This is a genomic window from Aeromonas sp. NJAU223 (assembly GCF_051125555.1).
GTDB lineage: Bacteria > Pseudomonadota > Gammaproteobacteria > Enterobacterales > Aeromonadaceae > Aeromonas > Aeromonas veronii_G.
The window spans coordinates 2686681-2711418 of record NZ_CP144204.1; the positions used below are offsets into that span (position 1 = coordinate 2686681).

Annotated in this window: 20 protein-coding genes and 1 tRNA gene; 7 read left to right on the forward strand and 14 right to left on the reverse strand. The window is 64.0% G+C overall.

Features of this window, described 5'->3' with window-relative positions; translation table 11 throughout:
* Window positions 1-40 precede the first annotated feature (40 nt).
* The 11 genes from VZC39_RS12270 to VZC39_RS12320 form a co-directional block, all read right to left on the reverse strand.
* Window positions 41-1117 (reverse strand): WD40/YVTN/BNR-like repeat-containing protein, encoded by a 1077-nt coding sequence (locus VZC39_RS12270; RefSeq protein ID WP_434662854.1) that lies wholly within the window; start codon window positions 1115-1117, stop codon window positions 41-43.
* Window positions 1118-1215: 98 nt separating this feature from the next.
* A complete protein-coding gene (locus tag VZC39_RS12275) occupies window positions 1216-2574 on the reverse strand; it encodes a DUF1329 domain-containing protein (protein WP_349918270.1) in 1359 nt (452 codons plus the stop codon).
* 28 nt (window positions 2575-2602) lie between these two features.
* Window positions 2603-4525, reverse strand: coding sequence for a DUF1302 domain-containing protein (locus VZC39_RS12280; protein ID WP_434662856.1), 1923 nt, complete (start codon window positions 4523-4525; stop codon window positions 2603-2605).
* Between the two features lie 515 nt (window positions 4526-5040).
* Window positions 5041-5670: a CoA transferase subunit B gene (locus VZC39_RS12285; protein WP_349918272.1), complete on the reverse strand. Its 630-nt coding sequence runs from the start codon at window positions 5668-5670 to the stop codon at window positions 5041-5043.
* A gap of 95 nt (window positions 5671-5765) precedes the next feature.
* The gene (locus VZC39_RS12290) at window positions 5766-6467 is read right to left on the reverse strand and encodes a CoA transferase subunit A (protein WP_349918274.1); all 702 of its coding nucleotides are present in this window, start codon (window positions 6465-6467) and stop codon (window positions 5766-5768) included.
* Between the two features lie 78 nt (window positions 6468-6545).
* A complete protein-coding gene (locus VZC39_RS12295; protein ID WP_349918275.1) occupies window positions 6546-7565 on the reverse strand; it encodes a YeiH family protein in 1020 nt (339 codons plus the stop codon).
* Window positions 7553-8557 carry a DsbA family protein gene (locus VZC39_RS12300; RefSeq protein WP_434662859.1) on the reverse strand — a complete coding sequence of 335 codons (1005 nt, stop codon included), beginning with the start codon at window positions 8555-8557 and terminating at the stop codon, window positions 7553-7555. The genes VZC39_RS12295 and VZC39_RS12300 overlap by 13 nt, the downstream gene beginning before the upstream one ends.
* Entirely contained in the window at window positions 8554-9888 is a 1335-nt protein-coding gene (locus VZC39_RS12305) for an MFS transporter (protein WP_349918278.1), read from the reverse strand. Before VZC39_RS12305 ends, VZC39_RS12300 begins: the two co-directional genes overlap by 4 nt.
* Before the next feature lie 188 nt (window positions 9889-10076).
* A complete protein-coding gene (locus tag VZC39_RS12310) occupies window positions 10077-11129 on the reverse strand; it encodes a 3-keto-5-aminohexanoate cleavage protein (RefSeq protein ID WP_349918279.1) in 1053 nt (350 codons plus the stop codon).
* 83 nt (window positions 11130-11212) lie between these two features.
* Window positions 11213-12061: a TauD/TfdA dioxygenase family protein gene (locus tag VZC39_RS12315; RefSeq protein ID WP_349918280.1), complete on the reverse strand. Its 849-nt coding sequence runs from the start codon at window positions 12059-12061 to the stop codon at window positions 11213-11215.
* A gap of 70 nt (window positions 12062-12131) precedes the next feature.
* Window positions 12132-13112, reverse strand: a complete 981-nt coding sequence (locus tag VZC39_RS12320; RefSeq protein WP_349918281.1) for a quinone oxidoreductase family protein — start codon at window positions 13110-13112, stop codon at window positions 12132-12134.
* 365 nt (window positions 13113-13477) lie between these two features.
* Here VZC39_RS12320 and prpB point away from each other — a divergent pair, with 365 nt between their 5' ends.
* The 4 genes from prpB (at window position 13478) to prpF (ending at window position 19525) form a co-directional block, all read left to right on the forward strand.
* Complete coding sequence (gene prpB / locus VZC39_RS12325) at window positions 13478-14362, forward strand: methylisocitrate lyase (protein ID WP_349918283.1); 885 nt, start codon at window positions 13478-13480, stop codon at window positions 14360-14362.
* Between the two features lie 63 nt (window positions 14363-14425).
* Window positions 14426-15586, forward strand: a complete 1161-nt coding sequence (gene prpC / locus VZC39_RS12330; RefSeq protein WP_349918285.1) for a bifunctional 2-methylcitrate synthase/citrate synthase — start codon at window positions 14426-14428, stop codon at window positions 15584-15586.
* Window positions 15583-18207 carry a Fe/S-dependent 2-methylisocitrate dehydratase AcnD gene (gene acnD / locus VZC39_RS12335; protein WP_434662863.1) on the forward strand — a complete coding sequence of 875 codons (2625 nt, stop codon included), beginning with the start codon at window positions 15583-15585 and terminating at the stop codon, window positions 18205-18207. Before prpC ends, acnD begins: the two co-directional genes overlap by 4 nt.
* Before the next feature lie 130 nt (window positions 18208-18337).
* Window positions 18338-19525, forward strand: a complete 1188-nt coding sequence (prpF, locus tag VZC39_RS12340; protein ID WP_434662866.1) for a 2-methylaconitate cis-trans isomerase PrpF — start codon at window positions 18338-18340, stop codon at window positions 19523-19525.
* 90 nt (window positions 19526-19615) lie between these two features.
* Here prpF and VZC39_RS12345 read toward each other — a convergent pair whose 3' ends face one another.
* The gene (locus tag VZC39_RS12345; RefSeq protein ID WP_434662868.1) at window positions 19616-19864 is read right to left on the reverse strand and encodes a DUF6719 family protein; all 249 of its coding nucleotides are present in this window, start codon (window positions 19862-19864) and stop codon (window positions 19616-19618) included.
* Window positions 19865-20038: 174 nt separating this feature from the next.
* Window positions 20039-20126 (reverse strand) — tRNA-Ser (locus VZC39_RS12350).
* Window positions 20127-20310: 184 nt separating this feature from the next.
* Between VZC39_RS12350 and VZC39_RS12355 the strand changes: the two genes are divergently transcribed.
* The 3 genes from VZC39_RS12355 to VZC39_RS12365 all read left to right on the forward strand — a co-directional run bounded on the left by VZC39_RS12355 (window position 20311) and on the right by VZC39_RS12365 (window position 23769).
* Window positions 20311-20967 carry a Bax inhibitor-1/YccA family protein gene (locus VZC39_RS12355; RefSeq protein ID WP_349918291.1) on the forward strand — a complete coding sequence of 219 codons (657 nt, stop codon included), beginning with the start codon at window positions 20311-20313 and terminating at the stop codon, window positions 20965-20967.
* A 267-nt stretch (window positions 20968-21234) separates the two neighbouring features.
* The gene (gene yccS, locus VZC39_RS12360; RefSeq protein ID WP_434662871.1) at window positions 21235-23400 is read left to right on the forward strand and encodes a YccS family putative transporter; all 2166 of its coding nucleotides are present in this window, start codon (window positions 21235-21237) and stop codon (window positions 23398-23400) included.
* A 24-nt stretch (window positions 23401-23424) separates the two neighbouring features.
* Window positions 23425-23769, forward strand: a complete 345-nt coding sequence (locus VZC39_RS12365) for a TusE/DsrC/DsvC family sulfur relay protein (protein WP_349918295.1) — start codon at window positions 23425-23427, stop codon at window positions 23767-23769.
* A 51-nt stretch (window positions 23770-23820) separates the two neighbouring features.
* On the opposite strand, the gene dedD is transcribed toward VZC39_RS12365, so the two are convergent.
* Window positions 23821-24597: a cell division protein DedD gene (dedD, locus tag VZC39_RS12370; RefSeq protein WP_349918296.1), complete on the reverse strand. Its 777-nt coding sequence runs from the start codon at window positions 24595-24597 to the stop codon at window positions 23821-23823.
* Between the last annotated feature and the right edge of the window lie 141 nt (window positions 24598-24738).

Sequence of the window (24738 nt, forward strand, 5' to 3'; positions counted from 1 at the left end):
TCTCGTTATTGTTATCCGGCCCCCCTTAGGCAGCCGTCCATCATTTGATAGCCAGGGTACGCACGCCGCGGCTGCCCACCAGCGCCAGGGTGCCGTCTTGCGTCAGGGCCGCCCCCGCCACAGGGGAAGGCTCGCTCTGGGGAACCAGCTGCAGCGGCTGATTGCCGTCGACCCGAAGCAGATGGCCCGCCTGGGTGAACAGGCGCACCTGACCGCTACCGTCTTGCACCGCCGCGCTGATGCTGATGGGCAAGGGGCTCGCGAGCTGGGTCCAGCTCGCCCCCTCATCCGTGCTGCGATAGACGTGGCCGCGCAGGCCATAGACGATCACCTGGTTGTCCTGGCCGATGAGACCAAAGAAGCTGCCCGCGTAGGGGGATGACAGGGCCAGGAAGCGCTGCTGCCCCTCATCCCATTTGCGCAGCAAACCCTGCTCGCCGGCGAGATAGAGGCCGCTGCCCGCCCGGGCGATGGCATTGAGGTGCAACCCCTGCGGGTTGTCGGTGCGATCCTGCATCGGCGTCCAATGCTGGCCGCCATCGTCGGTACGCAGGATCAGGTTGAACACCCCGACAACGTAGCCCACCCGCTCGTCCTGGAACCAGACGCCGAGCAAGGGCTTGTCCGCCCCCTCCTCCACCAGCCGTTGCCCTTCCTCCACCAGCTGGGGCCAGAGCTCGCTCCGGGGTTCTGCCTTGGCCAGCACCGAGTAATGATTAAGCACCAGCTCGCCTATCTGGCGACCATCCAGCTGTTTCTGCCAGCTGGCGCCGCCATCCTGGCTGCCCAGCACCACCCCATCGCCCCCCACGGCCCAGCCGTGCAGCGGGCTGGGGAAGACGACGGCGGTGAGATCCACACTCACCGGCACGCGAGCCTGCTGCCAGCGTTGCCCCTCGTTGTCGGAGTAGAGGATGTGACCGCGTTGCCCCACCGCCACCAGCCGGTTGCCCGCCCTGGCCAGACTCAGCAGTGGGCTGTGCTCGGCCAGGGGGCTGGCTTTCGCCGGCAAGTCCAGTACGTCCACATAGTCGGCCGCCTGCCCCGTCATCGCTCCGGCGCTCTGCATCAGCAGGGCGCAGCACATCAGTGGCGCCAACGTCTTGAATGAACCCATACCACGTCCTTGTCTTGAGCTGCGTCCGGGTACATGAGCCCAGGCGCCGACATCGGCGAGCCCGGTTCGCCAATGACGAACCGGGCTCCCGTGACTGCTTAGCGGATCCCGGCACCAGCCAGGGACTCCGGCGACCACTTCGCCTTGGAGAGCGAAGCGCCGTAATGGATGCCGCCGTATGGCCCTACCACGCCGTTGATGTTGTAGGTGCCCGCCACCAGGTCATAGATCATGAAAGGGGTGGCATCCGGGGTCTGCTTGTCGTAGCTCTGGCTCAGGAACGCGAAGGAGCCGCGATAGAGCTGACCACGGGCGTCGTACTGATCCGAGGCCAGGGCCACCCAGCTGTCTTCATCCAGGTAGAAGCGGCGCTTGGCGTAGATGTGTCGCTCGCCGGCCTTGAGGGTTCCCTCCACCACCCAGACCCTGTGTTTCTCCCAGCGCACCTGATCCGGCGAGAGGAAGTTCGGGGTGGTCAGGGCCTTGGCGTCGGGCTGATAGGTGAGCTTGTAGGTGTTGTAGGGAACGATCATCTCCTGCTTGCCTACCAGCTTCCAATCGAAGCGGTCCAGGGCCCCGTTGAAGACGAAGACGTCGTCATAGGTGCCGGCCCCCGAGGTGCCCGGGTTCGGGGTATCGTAAGCCAGATTCGGCGCCAGCTTGACCCGGCGCTGCCCCGGCAAGTATTGCCAGGCCTTGCGCGGCTGCTCAAGGGGGTTGGCGGCATCGCGCAGCATGATGGCCTCACCGGCGCGGCGCGCCGGCCCCGTGTAGTAGAGCTTCATCTGGTAGTAGGTATCCTTGGCCGAGATGGGCTTGCTCATGTCCTCGTAGATGGCGTAGTTGATGAACGCCTGCCCCGTGGTGGAAAGGGCCGCCACCCCGGCGGAGTCCACGTTCCAGGAGTCATATTTGGTGGCGATGTTCACCCCCTGGTAGCGCAGCAGGAAGTTCCACATGGCCTCTGCCCCCGTCTTGGGGATGGGGAAGGGGATACCCGGCAGCACCTTGTCCACCGCCATTCCCCCTTCCAGGGTCTTGGCATTCAGGGCGTTTTGCCTGGTGTTGTCCAGCACAGCCTGGGGCAGCGCCACGCTGCGGTGGGTCGGGTAGACATCGACGCGAAAATCCGGGAAGCGCTTGATCAGCTCCGCCGTGGTGGCGGTCAACAGCTCCTTGTACTGCCCCTCGTTCTTGCCGTTGATCACCAGCAGAGGTTTGTCGCCGGCGTAAGGATCCGGGCGCATGCTGTCACCGGCCTTGAACCCGGCAGGGGGCGTGGTCAGGCCGCCGCTGTAGGCGGGGATGCTGCCATCGGCATTGGCCGCCGCCTCGGCGCCTATCTGGGTCAGATTGCTGCCAAGTTGCTGGGCTTCGCTGGTCGAGACGGCAGCCAGGGCCTGGCCCGCGAGGGCCAGAGTCAAAGAGGCGGCCAACAGGGTCTTGTTCAGGTTCATATCTCGTTCTCCGATGCACTCGCGTGACTCAATAAGTGGTCTTGAGGGTCAGGTAGACGGCGCCCCTGTCTTCCGTGGTGGCACCGCCTCCCGAGAAGGAGGCATAACCGCCGGCGTAACAGGTGTTGCGCTGGGTGGCATCCAGGGCGTTGGGGGTGGAACCGTCGGTGGCGCCGTCGTTGCACTCGGCAGATTTACCGAAGGAGTCCACGTACTTCAGGTCGACGAAGTACTGGTTGTAAATGGTGGCGCCGAGGCCAACCGCGTAGTTGCCGGTGTCTTCCGCCCCGCCCCCCTGCACGGGGGAGATCCCGCTCAGGCCGAGGTTGACGGAGAGCGGCATGCTCATGTCGACACCGGGGAAAACCTGATACCAGATCGGGGTGAAGTTGAGGGCCAGGCCCCAGTTGTCCCGGGTCGACTTGTCGAGTCCCTGATAACTCTCTTCCCCCTTGTAGAGCGCCTTGTTGTGCTCATCGAGGTGCAGGAGGTTGCTGTAGTAGAGCTCCGAAAGCAGCACGGCGGAGTCGAACAATGGGGTGTCGGCGATGGTCATCAGGCCGTTGATGGTCCAGTGCAGGGTGTCACCGGTGGCGCTGTAACCATCGCTGCCATCCACCAGGGTCCCCGTGTTGGCATGGCGCGGTGGCAAGGCACCGAAACCGCTGGCCAGGCTGTCCGCACCGGTGGCGCTCAGCAGGGCCGGGATGCTGGAGAGCGGCATGTTATGGCGATAGTTCAAATCGCTGCCCACGCTCACCCCAGCCACATCTTTGGACAGGCTAAGGCCAACAATGTCGATGTTTTCACCGTAAGCGAAGCTGTAGCTCGCCGTATCCACTGAGTTGCGCAGGGTCGGTATGCCTCTGAGCCCCTGTCCGCCGGTGTTCAGACCCCTGGCATCCAGCACCGCCTGGGGCAGGATGTCGGCGGTGCGGCGATAGTAGGCCCCCAGGGTGGCGTCCAGCGCCTCAGGGGACCACTTGGTCATGATGCCCCAGTCGCCGTGCTTGCCGGGCTCTATGTCCTCGCCGCGGCGGATGTTGCTCAGGGTGCCGTTCGGACCTGCCAGGCCGGGACCGCCGGTGTGGCCCAGCAGGAAGGACTGGGCGCCGAAGCCCACCAGATCGGAGCCGCCGTAATAGGTGCCGGCTTCCGGCAAGCGGGCGGCGTTCCAGTCCAGGAAATACTGGGCGGCGAAGGTCCACTCGGGATTGAGCGTGAAGGAGGCGGAGATCTGGTTGCGGGGCACAAACAGCTCTTTCGCCTCCGTGCCGGGGGATGCCGCCAGCTTGGCGAGATCCAGGCCGGACTGGCCGTAGCTGACCGAGTGCACAGGGCTGAGCAGTGTCTCCCCCCAGAAGATGTTGTGCTGGCCTATCTTGACCCCGAGCAGGGACTCGTCGCCTAGCTCCATGTTGTGGAACACGAAGGCATCGAGGATCTCGCCGGAGGGACCGTGGTAGTAGCGGTCGGCATAGTCGCTCAGGTGCGCACTGCCGAACATGGCGGGCGCCGCGGGTCTGCCCGCCCAGCCAGCGATGCCGGAACGCTCGTCGTTGCCATTGATGAAGGGGTTCTCATCGGCGCCCACGCCGCTGTAGGCGTAGTCATACCAGCTGGCCGCGCTGATGCGAAAACCGGTATTGCCCTTGTTCACCACATCGAGCTCGGTCAGCAGATCGAAGCGGGTGGTGACGGTATCGCCGGCGTCCTTGAAGTTGTAATCCCCGTCGTTGTTGTTCGGGGTGGCGAGCATGCGGGAATCCGCACTCTCGGTGCGCATGCCGTAGTTGAATTTGCCGGTGTTGTCGAAGCGCACGGACCACTCTTCGCTGCCCGTGTCGATTTCCACCGCCTGAACGCCTGGCATGAGAACGGCCGCGATGGCCGTCGCCAGCAGGCTGACGCGAAATGCGCCAGCGCCATGACTCGTGTGCTTGTAATCCATTACAGTCTCTCCGAGTGTCATCTTTTGTTATTTGTTGTTGGTCTTGCTCTGTTTAATCGCCGTTTCCGTTGGCTTGATGGTGTTGCTCGGCTGCTTGCCTGGCGGTTGTGCCAGTGTCGGCGCTTCCCTTGGGGATGAGGGGGCGCTCTGTTTGCCTCCTCCCCTTGCGGGTGATTCCCCCGGGTGCGCTCTGTGTTGTTGCTACCGACTCTACGGCCAGCCCGGCCCCCCTGCTTGCCATTGAACGTCAGTCACTTTTCATTTGATGACAGGCGTTGGCGGCGCCGAAAAACGGGGATGAAAGGGGTGCCGGATGGCCTCCATCGAGGGATAAACAGGTTCGGCAAGGGACGATGACGAGGGTGTGGCGCGGATTGTCAGCGCCTCTGGGGCCAAGACCCGACAAGGAGCAAAACCCGGCAAGATGGCTGGGCGGAATAAATAAAAGCGGCGAAGCAGGCCCAGGCGCCTTCACTTCGCCGTGAAAATGGCCGACGAGTCAGCCTACACGCGATTTAGCGGCAGATGCGACAGCCGGTAGCGGCCTGCAACTGCTCGAAGTCGATGCCGGGGGCCAGCTCCGCCAGTTTGAGGCCATTTGGGGTCACATCCAGCACGGCGAAATCGCTGATGATGCGGCTCACCACCCCGACTCCGGTCAGGGGCAGGTTGCACCACTCCAAGATCTTGTGCTCCCCGTTCCTGGCGCAGTGCTCCATCAGCACCACCACCCGCTTGACCCCGGCCACCAGATCCATGGCCCCCCCCATCCCCTTGACCAGCTTGCCCGGGATCATCCAGTTGGCGAGATCCCCGCGCTCGGACACCTGCATGGCGCCGAGCAGCGCCAGGTTGATGTGACCGCCGCGGATCATGGCGAAACTCTCGGCGCTGTCGAAGAAACTGCTGCCGGGCAAGGTGGTGATGGTCTGCTTGCCGGCGTTGATGAGATCCGGATCCAGCTCCTCTTCGCTCGGGAAGGGGCCGATGCCGAGCAGGCCGTTCTCGCTTTGCAGCCACACCTCCATACCGTCGGGAATATAGTTGGCCACCAGGGTTGGCAAGCCTATGCCGAGGTTCACGTAGAAGCCGTCCTGCAACTCCTCTGCGGCGCGCTGCGCCATCTCTTCACGGGTCCAGGCCATGTTATCTGCTCCTCAGCGCACGATGTTGAAAACAGGAAGTCACTGGCAACGCCTGTGTGATGCACAGCGCCATCTTTTCACGGATCAAAACCATCTTATTTCTGCTCCATGACGGTGCGCACTTCGATGCGTTTCTTGGGATTGGGGTTGAGCACCAGCCGCTGCACATAAATGCCGGGCAGGTGGATCTCGTCCGGGGCCAGCTCGCCCACCTCGACTATCTCCTCCACCTCGGCGACGCAGACCCGGCCCGCCTTGGCGCAAAGCGGATTGAAGTTGCGGGCCGTCTTGTTGAACATCAGGTTGCCCGCCTTGTCGGCCCTGGCGCCCTTGATGATGGCGAGATCCGCGGTGAGCGAGCGCTCCATCACATACCAGTCCCCATCGAACTGACGGGTCTCCTTGCCCTCGGCAATCTGGGTCCCGTAACCGGTGCGGGTGAAGAAGGCCGGGATGCCGGCGCCGCCCGCTCTGAGCTTCTCGGCGAGCGTCCCCTGGGGGGTGAACTCCAGCTCCAGCTCCCCGGCGAGATACTGGCGCTCGAACTCCTTGTTGCCCCCCACGTAGGAGGAGATCATCTTCTTGATCTGGCGGCTGTGGAGCAGCGGCCCCAAGCCGAACTCATCCACCCCGCAGTTGTTGCTGATGATGGTGAAGCCGCGCTTGCCGCTCTCCTTAAGCGCCGCGATGAGCTGCTCCGGGATGCCGCACAGGCCAAAGCCCCCCGATGCGATGGTGATGTCGTCCTGCACCAGATCGCCGAGGGCGGCCCGGGCGCTGGGATATAACTTGTTCATAGATTCCTCTCTGGCTAATCCGTTGGCCATTCAGCGTCGATGCGTCCCCAGGGGCGTCATCGCGCACTCGTCACCGTCCTAAGGCTTGATCCCCCAGTGCATCAACAGCAGCACCAGGGCGGCGAGAAACACCGTCTCCCCCACCATCAGCAGGATGGGTTTGATGCCCACCGCCGCCAGCTCCCTGAGCTGGGTCTTCATGCCGATGGCGGCGATGGCGATCACCAGGCACCAGCGCGACAGATCATTGACCCCGCTCTGGACCATGGCGGGTACCCAGCCCGTGCTGTTGATGCAGGCCAGCACCAGGAAACCCACCGCAAACAGGGGCAACAGGGGTGGCCGCTTGCCGGAGGCGGGATCCGCCCCCTGCATCCGGGTGATCATGGCCGCCACCAGGATCACTGGCAGCAGCATGGCGACCCGCATCAGCTTGACCACGGTGGCCACATCTCCGGTCTCGGTGGACATGCTGTAGCCCGCCCCCACCACCTGGGCCACGTCGTGGATGGTGGCACCGAGGAAGACCCCCGACTCCACCGGGGACAGCTCGAAGAAGCGGGCGATCATGGGATAGGTGATCATCGCCAGCGTCGAGAGCACAGAGACCCCGATCACCGTGAACAGGGTGGCCCGCTCTTTTTGCGGGTGATGGGGCAGGGAGGCGGCCAGAGCCAGGGCAGCGGAGGCGCCGCAGATCGCCGTGGCGCCGCCGGTCAGCATGCCGAACAGGCGCTGGAAGCCCATCAGCCTGGCGGCGACGACGGAGAGACTGATGGTGACCACCACTAGCGTCACTACCAGGATCACCGGCATCCAGCCGAGTTCGGCTATCTGTCCCAGGGTGATGCGCATGCCGAGCAGGGCGACGCCGATGCGCAAGACGCTGCGCGCCGTGAACTCGATGCCTGCCTTGCAGCTCCCCTCGCCGCTGAGGAAGTTCAGCGCCATGCCAAGCAACAGGGCAAACAGCAGCACGGGGGCACCGTAGTGCTCGGCCAGGAAGGTGGCGGCCGCGGCCACCACCAGGCTGATGGTCATGCCGGGGGCCAGCTCGCGCACCCGGGCGAAGCGATCCGGCAGGGCTAGGGCGTGCATGAGAGGCTCTCCTCGGGTGTCAGGACGATGAAGAGGCGATCCCCTTCCCGCTCCACCGGGTAGCGGCCGACCCTGAGCTGGGTCGAACCCTGCAGGAAACCGGTGCGCAGGTTGAAGCGCAGGCCATGGGCGCGGCACTGTATGGTCTCCCCCTCCAGCTTGCCGCCGCACAGGGAGGCGCCCTGATGAGGGCAGCTGTCATCGATGGCATGAAACTCGCCGTCGATGTTGAACAGCACCAGGCTCTTGCCCTCCCCTTCGATGAGAACGCGCTGACCGGAAGCAGGCACCCGGCCGACCGGCACTTCGAGACGCGCTTTTTCCTGTGCCCGGCACTCCTCGGCCGCCACCGCCAGGCGCAGGCTGGCGAGCAGTTTCTCCACCGGCTGGGCACCGGAGAGGGTCATTCCCCCTCCCATCACGAAGCTGGGAACCCCTTGGCTGGCGGGCCCCTCGGCTATCCCTGAGAAGGGGCTGCCATCCCCGTGCAAGCAGCTGACCAGGGCCTCCAGCGCAAATCCGGCCTGCTCGGCCAAATCCAGCAGCAGATTCCCATCCCCCAGGTCCCTTCCTTGCAGGAAGTGACTGGCGAACAGCGATTCTAGCAGTGTTTCCTGCTGCTGCGGGGTGCCCAACTGGCAGGCCCGTTGCCACAGGCGATGGACATCGGCGGTGTTTGGCATGCGCGGGATCTTGTCAAAGTCCAGACCCACCCCCACGGTCGCCGCGGCCTGCTGCACCTGGGCCTGGCGCAGCCGCACCGCGGGCTCGCTACCGAGGCGTCGCAGATAAAACCCGTGGAAATCCTCCCCCTGCAGTGGCAGATAGGGCAGCAGTTGCACCCCATGCCAGCGCAGCTCAACCCGCAACTCGGGTCGCTCGACCCGCAGCCGGGCCAGAGCCTCATCCAGCTGGCGCTTGCCGATCAGGCACCAGGGACAGATGAAATCGAAATAGACATCGACTCTCAGGGTTTGCAGGGAACGGCTCATGCCCTGACCTCCGTGTGGCCTTCGTTGAGGACGGGATCGGGGACGATGGACGGGGAGGACTCCCCTTCCAGCCTTGCCACGTCCTTGTGGTAGTGGCGCCTGGCGTAGAGAAAGACCATGGCCGCCGCGATGCTGATGATGGGCACCAGCCGGAAGGCGTTGTCCAGACCGATGTGATCGGACACCTTGCCGGTGATGAAGGGGCCAGGCGCCAGGCCGAGCAGGTTGTTGGCGAGCGTCAGGGTGGCAAAGGCGGTACCGTGCACGCTGGCGTGGGTGAGGTTCGCCACCATGGCGCCGGCGGGGCCCGAAGTGCCGGTGGCGATGAACATGCCAAGGCAGATCAGCACCAGCTGGGGCAGGCCGAACGGCAGGGCGAACGCCAGGGACAAGAGGGCGCAGCTGCCGATGCAGTAACCGATGGCGAGGCTGATTTTGCGATCCGGCCGGGCCTTGCACAGCCGATCGCTCAGCATGCCGCACAGGATCATGCCGGCGCCGCTGCACAGCACTATGATGGCGGCCGCCGCCCCTGCCTTGTCGGTCTCCATGCCGTAATAGCGGTTGAGGTAGCTCGGCATCCAGACGATGACGGTGCCGCCGACAAACAGCTGCAAGCCGCTGCCCACATAGGCCGAGATCACCGAGCGGCTGGAATAGAGGCTGCGCAAGGGATTGCGTCCCCCGGCCGCCCCCTTGGCGCCACGGCAAGGAGTCGAGATGCGCGACTCTTTCACCACCAGGGGGTAGAGGGCCGCCAGCAGCAGACCGAACAGGGCCATGCCGGCGAAGGCCCAGCGCCAGCCGAGCCAGTGGGCCAGCAAGCCTCCGCTGGCCATGCCGAGCACAGAGCCAAACAAGCCGCCGGAGATGAAGGCGCCGGAGAGGGTGGCGCGCATCTCCCGCGGGAAGACGGAGACCACCACGGCGATGCCGACGCTGCCGTAGGCGGCCTCCCCCACCCCCACCAGGAAGCGGGCGATGAACATCTGCTCGTAGTTCTGGGCCAGGGCGCAGCCCAGGGTCGCCAGACTCCAGAGCGCGGCCATCAGGGCCAGGCTCTTCACCCGGCCGAAACGGTCTGCCAGCAAGGAGAGCGGAAAGGTGAGCAACCCGACCATGAGCGCCACGATGCCGCTCAGCAGGCCGAGCTGGGTGTCCGAGAGCACCCACTCCCCCTTGAGCATGGGGAAGACGGCGTTGAGCACCTGGCGCGACATGTAGTCGGAAATGAGCAGGCCGAAGGTCAGTGCAAACACTATCCAGGCGTAGCGACGGGGCACGGCAACCTCACCGGCCGGAGCGCCCTCATCGATATGATACGTAGCCATACAATCCCTCGCGCTACAACAGATTGGGTTGGAACCCGGTCTAGGTACCGACGGCCGGAGCCGCTGGAAACCCACTACTGACACATCACTCAAGTTGCCGGGTGCTGCATAGTGCAAGGGCTGCGGCCCTTTGGCAAACAGAGTTGACGGGGCGCGGCGCTTATTTTTCACACCGCGACCCAACTGGCTCAGGAGCGCTGGGGCACCCCTTTCTGGCCCTGGGAGCGGTTCGGCGCCATGCCGTTGGCAAGCAAGGTTTCCTCGACGCTGTCGTACTGCACCCCGATGCGATAGATGGCGCGCGCCTCCTTGCCGTTGGCCACCTCGCGGCCGAGCTCGTGGGCCACCCGCACGCACTGGCGGATCTGCTCCACCGAGCTCATGCGCTGGCCGTGCTGGCCGATGATGGTGTCCTCGATGCCGCAACGTGGGTGCAGCCCCATGGACATGGCCATCATGTTGAACGGCAGCACGTTTTTGAGCAGGGACTCGGCGGTCAGGGTGCAGCCATCCGGCGCGCGGTGGACGAAGTTGAAGAAGTTGAACGGGTTGGGGCCATCGAAGCCGCCGCCGATGCCGATCCAGGTCAGGTTCAGCGGCCCCATGTAGACGCCCTTGCGCACCAGCCGCTCCAGGGTCTCCATGGCGTGCATGCCGGTCAGCTGGAAGTGGGGCTGGATGCCGTTGGCCATCAGGCGCTTCAAGTGCTCCGCCACCCAGGCCGGGCCGGCCGGGACCGTCATCTCGCTGTAAGCAGCCTGATAGGCCGGATGGGCCAGGGAGGTACCTGCCAGGTATTCCGGGTAGAGCAGCTCCATGATGTTCATCTGGGTGGTGTTGATGGCGACCGTGACCTGATCCGGTTTCGGGGTCAGTTCAGCCAGCATGTGGCGGGTGTCGTCGGAGAGCCACTTGGCCGCCTCCCCCTCCCCTTCCGGCGCAAAAGAGATGGAGCCGCCGACCTGGATGATCATGTCCGGCACCGCCTTGCGCACCCCGGCGATCAGCTCGTTGAACTTGGACAGTCGCTTGGAGCCGGTGCCATCGAGCTCACGCACGTGCAGGTGCAGCACGGTCGCGCCCGCCTCGTAGCACTCCACCGCCTTCTGGATCTGCTCCTCCATGGTCACGGGGATGTCTTCCGGGAAGTCTTCAGGCGCCCACTCGGGGCCATAGGGCGCGACCGTGATGACTACCTTTTCCATGTTTTCCGGGTGCAGGGAATCGTCAAAAAATTGCATCTGTTTCTCTCCTTGAGGTGAAGCTCTGCCCGGGCGTTCCACTCATCCTGGGCAGCGTAATGGTTTGGCATTTTTCCACGTACCTAGAAGGGCTTGTCGCCCATGATCCCGGCCCGCTCCATCTTGCGATGACAGGGGGCATAATCCATGGCGGCATAGTGTTGGGTGCTGCGGTTGTCCCAGATGGCTATGCTTCCCGGCTGCCAGCGCCAGCGCACCTGGAACTCGGGGATATAGGCCTGGCTAATGAGGTAGCGCAGCAGATCGCTGCCCCCCATGCTGTAGTCTTGGCCGACCCGCACATGGGCCGGGGTGTGATAGTTGGTGAAGTGAGTGGCGAAGGCATTGACGAACAGGATCTTCTCGTCCGTCTCCGGGTGGGTGCGCACCACGGGGTGTTCGGCATCCGGAAACTGGGCCTTCAGGGCGAGGCGCTTCTCGATGGGCATGGCGGCGCCAAAACTCGCCTCTATGCTGTGACGGGCACGCAGCCCCGCAATCTTCTGTTTGATCTCCTCGGGCAGTGCATCGTAGGCCGCCGCCATGTTGGCCCAGAGGGTGTCCCCCCCTACTGGCGGACACTCCACGCAGCGCAGTACGCAGCCCATGGGGGGTTGCTCGCGCCAGGTGGCGTCCGTGTGCCAGGCGTTCTCGTAGCGATCGTTTGGCACCTCCGGCGACTTGTAGATGCGCACCAGACCGGGGTGGTCCGGATCGCTGCCCGCCACCGGGTGATCCTCCAGCTCGCCAAAGCGGCGGGCGAAGGCCACGTGATCGGCCCGGCTGAGCTCCTGATTGCGCAGGAACAGCACCTTGTGCCTGAGCAGCTGGGCGCGGATCTGTGCAAACAGATCCCCGTCGTGGACGGCATCCGCCAGCGTGACGCCAGACAGCTCGGCGCCAATATGGCAGGTCAGTTGTTCTACACGCATGTCTCTCTCCCTAGATGACAAGTCAGGCGACCGGACAAGCTCCCCACTCATGGTGCGGGAAACTCGCGCCCTAGATAACGAAGATGGAGGAGCCTGTGGTCTTGCGAGACTCCAGATCCCGGTGCGCCTGCGCCGCGTCCTGCAGCGCGTACTTCTGGTTGATCTCTATCTTGATCCGGCCGCTGGCCACGTGATCGAACAGCTCCCCCGCCAGGGCCTCCTTCTCGGCGGGATCGGCGAGGTAGTCGGCGAGCGCCGGCCGGGTCAGGTAGAGGGAACCCTTCATGGCCAACAACTGGGGGTTGAAGCCGTCGATGGGGCCGGAGGCGGTGCCGACGCAGACCATGAGGCCGCGGCGTTTCAGCGAATCAAGCGACCCCATGAAGGTGCTCTTGCCGACGCTGTCGAACACCACATCGACCCCCGCCCCTTCGGTCAGGGTGCGCACCCGCTGGGCCACGTCCTCACGGCTGTAGTCGATGATGTAGTCGCAGCCATGTGCCCGGGCCAGTTCCCCCTTGGCCTCGCTCGACACGGTACCGATCACCGTCAGCCCCAGCAGCTTGGCCCACTGGGCGACGATGAGACCCACACCACCGGCCGCTGCGTGCAGCAGGATGCGGTCACCGGGTTTGAAGTCGTGAATGCGGCGCATCAGGTAGGCGGACGTCAGGCCGCGCATGGTCATGGCGGCGGCGGTCTCGCAGGAGATGCTGTCCGGCAGTTTGATAAGCGGCGCGGCCGGGATCAGCCGTTCGGTCGAGTAAGCACCCAGGGTATTGATAAAACCGGTATAGGTGACGCGATCGCCGACGGCGACGTTGGTGACGCCCTCGCCCACCGCGTCGACCACACCGGCCGCCTCGACTCCCAGGCCATTGGGCAGCGGGATCGGGTAGGTGCCGTTACGAAAATAGGTGTCGGCATAGTTGAGACCGACTGCGGCGTGGCGCAGGCGCACCTGGCCAGGCCCGGGTTCACCGACACCAATCTCTTCATAACGCAGGACCTCGGGGCCCCCGGTTTCATAAAAGCGTATGGCGTTGGCCATGGCTGCTCTCCAATCCATTCGTGAGTGAAAATCTTCGTCCGGATTGAATCTAGGGGGTTACGTAAACGTCCGCTTTGCATCGGGCGACAGCCACTTTTCATCTCATGACAGTCCTTTCGAATCCGTTGAAGCCCGGTAGTGAAGAGGACAGAATCCCCTTGAACCCCCATGGCGACGGTGCCATGACCAGGTCTTGCCTGGAAGCAAAGAGCCTATCTGTTTGACTCAAAAGACGTTATCGCAATGCCGCCGAAGGCGGCGCCCCAGGGGCTCAACCTTCGACCTAAGGCGCATTGACGTTAACGTAAACGTGGTGTCAGATAGTACTATCCGCAGCAGACAAGAAGCCCATGAAAGGAGTCACAATGTCCAAGCTATCCCCCTCGGCCGGTACCCGTTTTCGCACTGCCCTGGCCAATGAGAAACCCCTGCAGATCGTCGGTACCATCAACGCCTACATGGCGCTGATGGCCGAGCGCAGCGGTTTCAAGGCCCTCTATCTGTCCGGTGCCGGGGTGGCCAACGCCTCCTTCGGCCTGCCGGATCTGGGCATGACCTCCATGAATGACGTGCTGATTGATGCAGAACGCATCACGGCCGCCACCCAGGTTCCCCTGCTGGTGGACATAGACACGGGCTGGGGCGGCGCCTTCAACATCGCCCGCACCGTCCGAGCCTTCGAGCGCGGTAGCGTGGCCGCCGTCCACATGGAAGATCAGGTTGCCCAGAAGCGCTGCGGTCACAGACCGAACAAGGCGGTGGTCTCCATCGCCGAGATGGTGGACAGGATCAAGGCCGCGGTAGACGCCCGCCAGGACGAGAGCTTCGTCATCATGGCCCGCACCGATGCCCTCGCGGTGGAAGGGCTGGGCTCGGCGCTGGAGCGCGCCGCCGCCTACGTGGAGGCGGGCGCCGACATGATCTTCGCCGAGGCGGTCACCGAGCTGGGTCAGTACAATCGCTTCAAGCAGGCCGCCGGGGTCCCCATCCTCGCCAACATGACCGAATTTGGCAAAACCGAGCTGTTTGACAAGGAGGCACTGGCTGACCACGGCGTTGACATGGTGCTCTACCCCCTGAGCGCCGCTCGCGCCGCCAATCAGGCCGCCCTCAATGTCTATCAGCAGCTGCGCCGCGATGGCCACCAGCGCGCCGTGGTCGACACCATGCAGACCCGGGAGTCCCTCTACGACTTCCTCGGTTATCACCACTACGAGCAGACCCTGGACAGACTGTTCACCAAGGAATAAGCCGCGACCAGCCGCCTCATGCTGGCGGCTGGCGCTTCAACGGACTGAATGAGGAAACATGTGATGAGCGCCATTCCCGAAACGACCACCGGCTTCAAGCCCAAGAAATCCGTCGCCCTCTCCGGCACCGCCGCCGGCAACACGGCCCTGTGTACCGTGGGCCTCTCCGGCAACGATCTGCACTATCGCGGCTACGATATCCTGGACGTGGCCACCAGCTGCGAGTTCGAGGAGATTGCCCACCTGCTGGTGCACGGGCATCTTCCCAATGTGGCTGAGCTCGCCGCCTACAAGGCCAAGCTCAAGGCCCTGCGCGGTCTGCCCACCGGGGTCAAGACCGCCCTGGAGCAACTGCCCCCGAGCGCCCATCCCATGGATGTGATGCGCACCGCCGTCTCCGTGCTCGGCTGCCTCTCCCCGGAGAAGGACGATCACAACCACCCGGGCGCCCGCGACATCGCCGACAAGCTGATGGCCTGCTTAGGATCCGTGCTGCTCTACTGGTATCACTTCAGCCACAACGGCAAACGCATCTTCGTCGAAACCGATGACGACTCCATCGGCGGCCACTTCCTGCACCTGCTGCATGGCGAGAAGCCCCGAGCCTCCTGGGTACGCGCCATGCACACCTCCCTCATCCTCTACGCCGAGCATGAGTTCAACGCCTCCACCTTCACCGGCCGGGTCATCGCCGGCACCGGCTCCGACATGTACTCCTGCATCACGGGGGCCATCGGCGCCCTGCGTGGGCCCAAGCACGGCGGCGCCAACGAGGTGGCGTTCGAGATCCAGAAGCGTTACGAGAACCCGGATGACGCCGAGGCCGACATTCGCGCCCGGGTCGAGAGAAAAGAAGTGGTCATCGGCTTCGGCCACCCCGTCTACACCGTCTCCGACCCGCGCAACCACGTGATCAAGCAGGTGGCGAGCGATCTCAGCCAGGAGCAGCACAACACCAAGATGTTCGACATCGCCGCGCGCCTCGAAGAGGTAATGTGGGACGCCAAGAAGATGTTCCCGAACCTCGACTGGTTCAGCGCCGTCAGCTATCACATGATGGGGGTGCCCACCGCCATGTTCACCCCGCTGTTCGTCATCGCCCGCACCTCCGGCTGGTCCGCCCACGTCATCGAGCAGCGCATCGACGGCAAGATCATCCGCCCGAGCGCCAACTACGTCGGCCCGGAAGATCTGCGCTTCGTGCCGCTCAAGGAGCGCCCATGAGCCACGTCAACAACCAATACCGTAAACCCCTGCCCGGCACGGCGCTTGACTACTTCGACGCCCGCGCGGCGGTCGAGGCCATCGCGCCCGGCGCCTGGGACAGGCTCTCCTATACGGCCCGCGTGCACGCCGAGAACCTGGTACGCAAATGCGATCCGGCCATCCTCACCGAGTGCCTGACCCAGATCGCCCTGAACAAGCGTGATCGCGACTTCCCCTGGTTCCCGGCCCGGGTGGTCTGCCACGACATCCTGGGCCAGACAGCCCTGGTAGATCTCGCCGGACTGCGTGACGCCATCGCCGATCAGGGGGGTGATCCTGCCAAGGTCAACCCTGTGGTGCCGGTGCAGCTCATCGTCGATCACTCGCTCGCCGTCGAGTGTGGCGGCTTCGACCCGCAGGCGTTCGAGAAGAACCGCGCCATCGAGGATCGCCGCAATGAGGATCGCTTCCACTTCATCAACTGGACCAAGCAGGCGTTCAAGAACATCGAGGTGATCCCGCCCGGCAACGGCATCATGCACCAGATCAACCTGGAGAAGATGTCGCCGGTCATTCACGCCGATCGCGGTCTCGCCTACCCGGACACCTGCGTCGGCACCGACAGCCACACTCCCCACGTTGACGCCCTCGGCGTCATCGCCGTCGGGGTGGGCGGGTTGGAAGCCGAGAACGTCATGCTGGGGCGCGCCTCCTGGATGCGGCTGCCGGAGATCATTGGCGTAGAGCTGACCGGCAAGCCGCAACCCGGCATCACGGCCACCGATGTGGTGCTCTCCTTGACCGAATTCCTGCGCCAGCAGAAGGTGGTCGGCGCCTATCTGGAGTTCCGTGGCGAGGGCGCCGCCGCCCTGACCCTCGGCGATCGGGCCACCATCTCCAACATGGCGCCGGAATACGGCGCCACCGCGGCCATGTTCTTCATCGACCAGCAAACCCTCGACTACCTGCGCCTGACCGGTCGCGACGACGAGCAGGTCAGGCTGGTGGAGACCTACGCCAGGGAGGCGGGCCTCTGGGCCGATGCCCTCGCAAGCGCCCAGTACGAGCGCGTGCTGCACTTCGATTTGTCGAGCGTGGTGCGCACCCTGGCCGGACCCTCCAACCCCCATCGACGCCTGCCGGTCTCCGCCCTGGCGGAGCGTGGCATCGCGGTGGATCTGGACAAGGCCCGCACCCAGGAGGCCGACGGCCTGCTGCCGGATGGCGCCGTCATCATCGCCGCCATCACCAGTTGCACCAACACCAGCAACCCGCGCAACGTGATTGCCGCAGGCCTGCTGGCCCGCAACGCCAACCGGCTCGGTCTGGTGCGCAAACCCTGGGTCAAATCCTCCCTGGCGCCCGGCTCCAAGACAGTCGCCCTGTATCTGAAAGAAGCGGGGCTGGACGAGGAGCTGGAGCGACTCGGCTTCGGCGTGGTGGCCTTTGCTTGCACCACCTGCAACGGCATGTCCGGCGCGCTCGATCCCGCCATCCAGCAGGAGATCGTCGAGCGGGATCTCTATGCCACCGCCGTGCTGTCCGGTAACCGCAACTTCGATGGCCGCATCCACCCCTATGCCAAGCAGGCGTTCCTCGCCTCCCCTCCCCTGGTGGTGGCCTACGCCATCGCCGGTACCATCCGCTTCGATATCGAGAAGGATGTGCTGGGAGTGGTGAACGGCGAGGAAATCCGCCTCAAAGACATCTGGCCGTCGGATGAAGAGATCGACGCCGTGGTTCGCACGGCGGTCAAACCGTCCCAGTTCCGCCAGGTCTATATCCCCATGTTCACCATCGAGGAAGACCAGGGTCCCAAGGTGGCGCCGCTCTATGACTGGCGTCCCCAGAGCACCTATATCCGTCGCCCGCCTTACTGGGAAGGGGCATTGGCGGGTGAGCGCACCCTGCGCGGCATGCGGCCGCTGGCGGTGCTGCCGGACAACATCACCACCGACCACCTCTCGCCCTCCAACGCCATACTGCGCAGCAGCGCGGCGGGGGAATACCTGCACAAGATGGGCCTGCCGGAGGAGGACTTCAACTCCTACGCCACCCACCGCGGCGATCACCTGACCGCCCAGCGCGCCACCTTCGCCAACCCCCAGCTCGTCAACGAGATGGCGGTGGTCAACGGCGCTGTGAAGAAGGGCTCCCTGGCTCGCGTCGAGCCGGAAGGCCGGGTGATGCGGATGTGGGAAGCGATAGAGACCTACATGGAGCGCAAGCAGCCGCTGATCATCGTCGCCGGCGCCGACTACGGGCAAGGCTCGTCCCGGGACTGGGCGGCCAAGGGGGTCCGGCTGGCGGGGGTGGAGGTGATAGCGGCGGAAGGTTTCGAGCGCATTCACCGCACCAACCTCATCGGCATGGGGGTACTGCCCCTGGAGTTCAAACCGGGCACCACCCGTTTGACCCTTGGGCTGGACGGCACCGAGACCTATGACGTGGTGGGGATGCGCAAACCGCGCGCCGATCTCACCCTGGTGATCCGCCGTCGCAGTGGCGAGGTAGTCGAGGTGCCCATGACCTGTCGCCTCGACACCGCCGAGGAGGTCTCGGTCTACGAGGCGGGCGGTGTGCTGCAACGCTTCGCCCAGGACTTCCTGGAGTCGACGGCCCACAAGGCCGCCAGCTAATATCGGGCCAGACCTGCCTCCCTTTGGGAGAGGTTGGGTGAGGGAACATGCGTCTCCCTCACCCGACTCCCCCTTCGGGCACCTTCTCCCCAGCAGAGAAGCTTCTATCACCCTTTTTTGGACGATTTCTATGGCCCACCAACCACAAGTCAAAATCCCGGCCACCTATCTGCGCGGCGGCACCAGCAAGGGGGTCTTCTTCCGCCTGCAGGACTTGCCCGAGCCCTGCCAGGTGCCGGGACCGGCCCGGGATGCGCTCTTCCTGCGCGTCATCGGCAGCCCCGACCCCTACAGCGCCCATATCGACGGCATGGGAGGAGCGACCTCATCCACCTCCAAGTGCGTGATCCTCTCCAAGAGCAGCCAGCCCGATCACGACGTGGATTATCTCTACGGCCAGATCGCCATCGACAAGGCGTTCGTGGACTGGAGCGGCAACTGCGGCAACCTCTCCACCGGCGCCGGTGCCTTCGCCATTCATGCAGGCCTGGTGGACCCGGCCCGCATTCCGGACAACGGCACCTGCGTGGTGCGAGTCTGGCAGGCCAATATCGGCAAGACCATCATCGCCCATGTACCGGTGACGAATGGCCAGGTGCAGGAGACTGGCGACTTCGAACTGGACGGGGTCACCTTCCCGTCCGCCGAAATCGTGCTGGAGTTTATCGACCCCTCGGATGATGGCGAGGAGGGCGGCGCCCTCTTCCCCACCGGCAATCTGATAGACAAGCTGGAAGTACCAGGCATAGGCACCCTGCAGGCGACCATGATTACTGCCGGCATCCCCACCGTCTTCGTCAACGCCGAGGAAATTGGCTACACAGGTGCAGAGCTGCGGGAAGCGATCAACACGGATCCGGAGGTCCTCGCCCGCTTCGAGGCGATCCGCATCGCCGGCGCCCTGCGCATGGGGCTCATCAAGACTCCTGAAGAAGCAGCGACCCGCCAACACACGCCGAAGATCGCCTTCGTCGCGCCGGCGAAGGACTACCGCACCGCCAGCGGCAAGGAGGTTAAAGGTGGCGACATCGATCTGCTGGTGCGGGCCCTCTCCATGGGCAAGCTGCACCACGCCATGATGGGCACCTGCGCGGTGGCCATCGGTACGGCGGCGGCCATCCCGGGCACCCTGGTCAACCTGGCCGCAGGGGGCGGCGAGCGGGAAGCGGTGCGCTTCGGCCACCCCTCCGGCACCCTGCGGGTGGGGGCACAGGCGCGTCAGGTGAACGGGGAGTGGACCGTCACCAAGGCGGTGATGTCCCGCTCAGCCCGCATCCTGATGGAGGGCTGGGTACGGGTACCGGGAGACGCCTTCTAGCTCGGCCATCCTCCTTTGACCCATAAAAAAGAGCCAAGGCAGCTGCCTTGGCTCTTTTTTTCAGCATTTTTCGCTACCACAAACCCATTCTCATTGTGGTCTGGGCACACACTCCACCTGGCGCGGAATATTCCGCTTGGCATCGCCGCCGATCAGCTGCTTCACCTGACTGGCCGGACACTGGCCATCGTCCACATAGACCTTCTTCCCGTACGCGAGGCCACCGGGCGGGGGATCCTGCGGCAGATACTCGACGGGCTCGGGCACCAGGGTCGCACATCCCGCCATCAAGGCGGCCGCACACCCCATCGCCAGCAACCCTCCACGCTTCCATGTCACCGCCATAGGCACTCCCACTCATGGTTCCGATGCGGGCAGAGCCATCCCCTGCCCCACATTGACCCAGCCAGTGTAGCCAGCGCCGCCGCCCCCTCGAAAGTGCCTCCAGGCGCCGCTGTGACGAGATCAGACACAAAAAAGCCCAAACGACATGATCGCTTGGGCCATAGAAGATGGCGGAGGAGGTGGGATTTGAACCCACGGATGGTCGCCCATCGCCGGTTTTCAAGACCGGTGCATTCAGCCGCTCTGCCACCCCTCCGAACGGAGGGCATACTACGTCAGGCGCTTGTTCATATGCAATACATATTTACTCTGGGATAGTGGGGAGAACGAGGCTGGGGGGCCACTTGAAATCAGGGCTCGTCATCCACACATTCAGTGCATACAATGCGTTAACGAAGCGGAATTCTCCGCCTCAACCCGGAAATCAAGAGGACATCAAGATGGATACCCGTTCTATCTACACCGGCACCCAGGGTGCCGTGCGCGATACCAACAAGGTGCTGCGCAATACCTATATGCTGCTATCCCTCACTCTTGGCTTCTCTGCCGTGGTGGCCGGGATTGCCACCGTGATGAACATGCCGCCCCTGCACTGGGCCATCTTCCTCGTCGGTGTCTACGGTCTGATGTTCCTGACCCAGAAGAACCGCGACAACGGCATGGGGCTGGTGTTCACCTTCGCCCTGACCGGTCTGATGGGCTATAGCCTGGGCCCCATCATCAACATGTACATGAACAACGGCGGCGGCGAGATCGTGATGACCGCCCTGGGTGGCACTGCGCTCACCTTCTTCGGTCTGTCCGCCTATGCCCTGACCACCAAGCGGGATCTCTCCTTCATCGGCGGCATGCTGTTCGTCGGTTTCTGGGTGCTGCTGGTGGCGATGATCGCCAACATCTTCCTGCAGATGAGTGCCCTGAGCCTGGCCCTGTCCGCCATGTTCATGCTGTTCTCCTCCGGCGCCATCCTGCTGACGACCCAGCAGATCGTGCGCGGCGGCGAGACCAACTACATCTCCGCGACCGTGACCCTGTACGTGTCCATCTACAACATCTTCCTGAGCCTGCTGAGCCTGCTTGGCGGCAACCGCAACTAATCAGGTCTCCTGATACAGAAAACCCCGCTTCGGCGGGGTTTTTATTGTCTGCCTCCCCTGTTAAGGTCAAGGCAAAGAGACCGAGCCGCATGAAGAACCCGGCCCTGATTTGGATCAGGGCTCTTTTGTGGCCGAGCGGCTATTCTCTCGCTTTCGATTCGCTCAAGGGTTGCACCTGTCCCATGTCCATGGATTTTGCCAGTCTGGCGCACCACTCATTGCTTGCTCACCCTGTCGATAACACGGCGCTCAAGGACGACCTTCCCCATGCCCATTGATCTCGCCGGCCTGTTGCGCCGCCTGCTGTCTGACAGCCATATCTACTTCGCCCTCAAGGTGCTGCTGGCCATCCTGGGGCTGCTCGCCTTCGCCCTGATACAGGGAGACATCCAGCTCACCGTGCTGCTCTCCCTCGGGGTGGTGGCCGGAGCCATCGCCGAGACCGACGACAGCCTCTGGGGCCGGGTGAAAAACCTCGCCATGACGCTGGTCTGCTTCCTGTTCGCCTCCCTGTGCGTGCAATATCTCTTCCCCACCCCCTGGCTGTTTGCCATCGGGCTGGCCGGCTCGACCTTCATCTTCGTGATGGTGGGGGCGCTCGGCCAGCGCTATGCCACCATCAGCTTCGGCTCGCTGCTGATTGCCATCTACACCATGCTGGGGGCCGCCAAGGCGCCGGATCTCTTCTATCAACCCCTGGCGCTCGGTGCCGGCGCCCTCTGGTACGGGCTGGTGTCGCTGCTCTGGCTCTGGCTGCTGCCCTACAAGACCCTGCACGAGCAGCTTGCCCAGAGCTACTTCGCCCTCGCCCGCTATCTGCTGGAGAAATCCCGCTTCTTCCCGGCGGATGAACACGGCGCCCAGGCCATTCGCCACAACCTGGCCCAGCTCAACATCAACCTGGTCAATGCCCTGAACCTGACCAAGACGGCCCTCAATGCGCGGCTGAACGCCCGCTCCGGCCACCGTCATCAGGTCGCCCCCGAGCTCGCCAGCCTGCTGCGCCTCTATCTGCTGGCGCTGGAAATTCAGGAGCGCGCCACCTCCAGCCACTACCCCTACAGCCGACTCGAGGCCGAGCTCAAGCAAGGCATAGTGCTGGACGGCTTCCAGGAGGTGTTTCTGCAACTCTCAGAGGCATGCCAGCAGCTCGGCTACGCCATCCTGGTGCACAAGCCCTATGTCCACCACAAACGCATCCACTGGACCCTCGAGGCCCTCGGCGATCAGCTGGAGTTCACTCATCTCAAGCAGCACTACCCCAAGACCTTGCTGACGCCGATGAAGTTTTTGCGCCGCAACCTCGCCAGCATCAACCAACTGCTGACCAATGCCGAGGATCTGCAAAACCCGGCCCTGCCCCCCGCGGATCTGCCCGTCCTCGCCAACCCGGCGCCCCTGCCGCTGCTGGCCATGCTCAGGCAGCATCTGACTCCGAATTCCATGGTGTTTCGTCACGCCCTGCGCCTGTCGCTGGGCCTGGTGGTGGGCTATGGCATCCTGCAGGCCTTCCAGCTCGACAAGGGCTACTGGATCCTGCTGACCGTCTTGTTTGTCTGCCAGCCGAGTTACAGCGCCACCCGCCGCCGACTGGTGCAGCGCATGCTCGGCACCTTCGCCGGCATCCTCATCGGGGTGCCCGTGCTCTGGCTCTTCCCCGAACTGCACCTGCAACTCGGCATCATGGGGCTGGCCGCCTTCCTGTTCTTCACCCAGGTGCGCAGCAACTACAGCGCCGCCGTCTGCTTCATCACCCTCTATGTGCTGATGGCGTTCAATCTGCTGGACGGCATCGGCTTCGCCATCCTGGGGCCGCGTCTGCTCGACACCCTGCTCGGTTGCCTGCTCTCCTACGCCCTGGTGGCCTGGCTCTGGCCGGACTGGCAATACAAGCGGCTGCCGAGTCTCATCGCCAACTCCCTGTCCGCCAATGCCCGCTACCTGTCGGCGGTGCTCGCCAGCCTGCACCGTCAGCGGGACGAATCCCTCGACTACCGGGTTGCCCGCAAATGCGCCCACCTCGCCGACAGCGAGCTGGCCATGGCCTGGCAGAGCATGCTGGTGGAGCCGAGCAAGCGCCGCCGCTTCCTCGATCTCTGCTTCACCCTCACCTGGCGCAACCATGCCCTGCTCTCCTACATCTCGGCCCTCGGTGCCCATCGCGACAAGCTGGAGGCCCTCGACGGACTCGACGAGATCGGCCGCCACATCAGCCACACCCTGGAGCAGGCCGCCGGCCATCTGGGCGGCGAGATCCCGTCGAGGCTCGAGGGGCAGTGCCCGGAACTCTCCCCGGACAGCAGCGAGGAGCAGCTGATGCTGACCCAGCAGCTCAGCCTCATCAGCGAGCTGGCGGACGAGCTGCTGGACTTGGCCAACCAGAGCCGGTTGCTCACACAGGGGCAAGGCGCTACCATGCCCGCCCAATCCTGATCACCCCTTTGCGAGGAGCCCCTTATGTCTGAGCCTCATCCGCTGGAATTCAACGGCCAAACCATCGAGACCGATGCCAAGGGCTATCTGCGCCATAGCGAACAATGGAGCGAGGCGCTGGCCCTGGTGCTGGCCGAACGGGAAGGCATCGTGCTGGAGGAGCCTCACTGGGAGGTGGTGCGTTTCGTGCGGGCGTTTTATCTGGAGTTCAACACCTCCCCCGCCATCCGCGCCCTGGTCAAGGCGATGGAGAAGCAGTACGGTCCCGAGAAGGGCAACAGCCGCTATCTCTACAAGCTGTTCCCGGAGGGGCCCGCCAAGCAGGCAACCAAGATAGCCGGCCTGCCCAAACCGGTGAAATGCATCTAATAAAAAACCGCGCCAAGGCGCGGTTTTTTATTGCAGACGAAGGGGTCAGCCTCAGGGGTTGTAGGCCACCACAGAGCCACCGAGCCCTGTCATCTGGCTTATCTTGCTCTGCATACCCTGCAGCTTCGCCTTGGAGACATCCGGCCCGATGAAGACCCGGGTGATCTGGCCCTGTACCGGCGTTCTCGGCGAGGTCTGGGCCGAGTAGCCGGCGGCCCGCAGCTTGCTCACCAGGGCATTGACACTGTCTGCGTTCTTGAAGGCGCCGAGCTGCAGGATCCAGCTGCCCTGGGCCGGGGCGGCGGCCGGTGCCGGCGTGGCGGTCGTCATCTTGCTCGCGATGAGATCGTCCATGGTCTTGATCTGGCCAACCTGCGGCTTGCTCGGCTCGGGCTTTTTCACCTCCACCGGCTTGGGAGGAACCGGTTTGGGCTTGGGTTGCTCCACCGGTTTCTGGGCCACTACCACGGGTTTGGGCTGGGCGACCGGCTGGGTTACCGGCGCCGTGGCCGGTTGCTGTACCGGCTGGGCAGCAGGCTGCTGGCCGTTGTCGGCCAGCGTCACGGTATTGCCGATCTCCTCCACCTGCCACTGCTGGGCTGCAGCGGCCTGCTGCTGGCTCGCCGCATGTTCCGCCGGCAGGGTGCTGGCAGCCGAGACCTGCAACTCGGGCTTGGCGGGCTCCAGCTCGGGGCGCAGGGGGATATTGGCAAAGGCCTCGTCCTTTTGCTCCAGCTTGTTGCCATCCATCAGATCCGGCAGAAAGATGACCACCAGGGCGACCAGGATGACGGTCCCCACCAATCTGTTTTGAAACTTAGAAGCCAAGTTAATTCCCACCCATGTTACTTAGAATGCACTGCTATTTCTGCAGATCTCAGTGATAACTGACCACCTAGTGGCATCGAGACCAGATGAACTGCTACCCATGCGATCTTCTTAGGCATCTGATGCCAAAAGTCTAGGCTC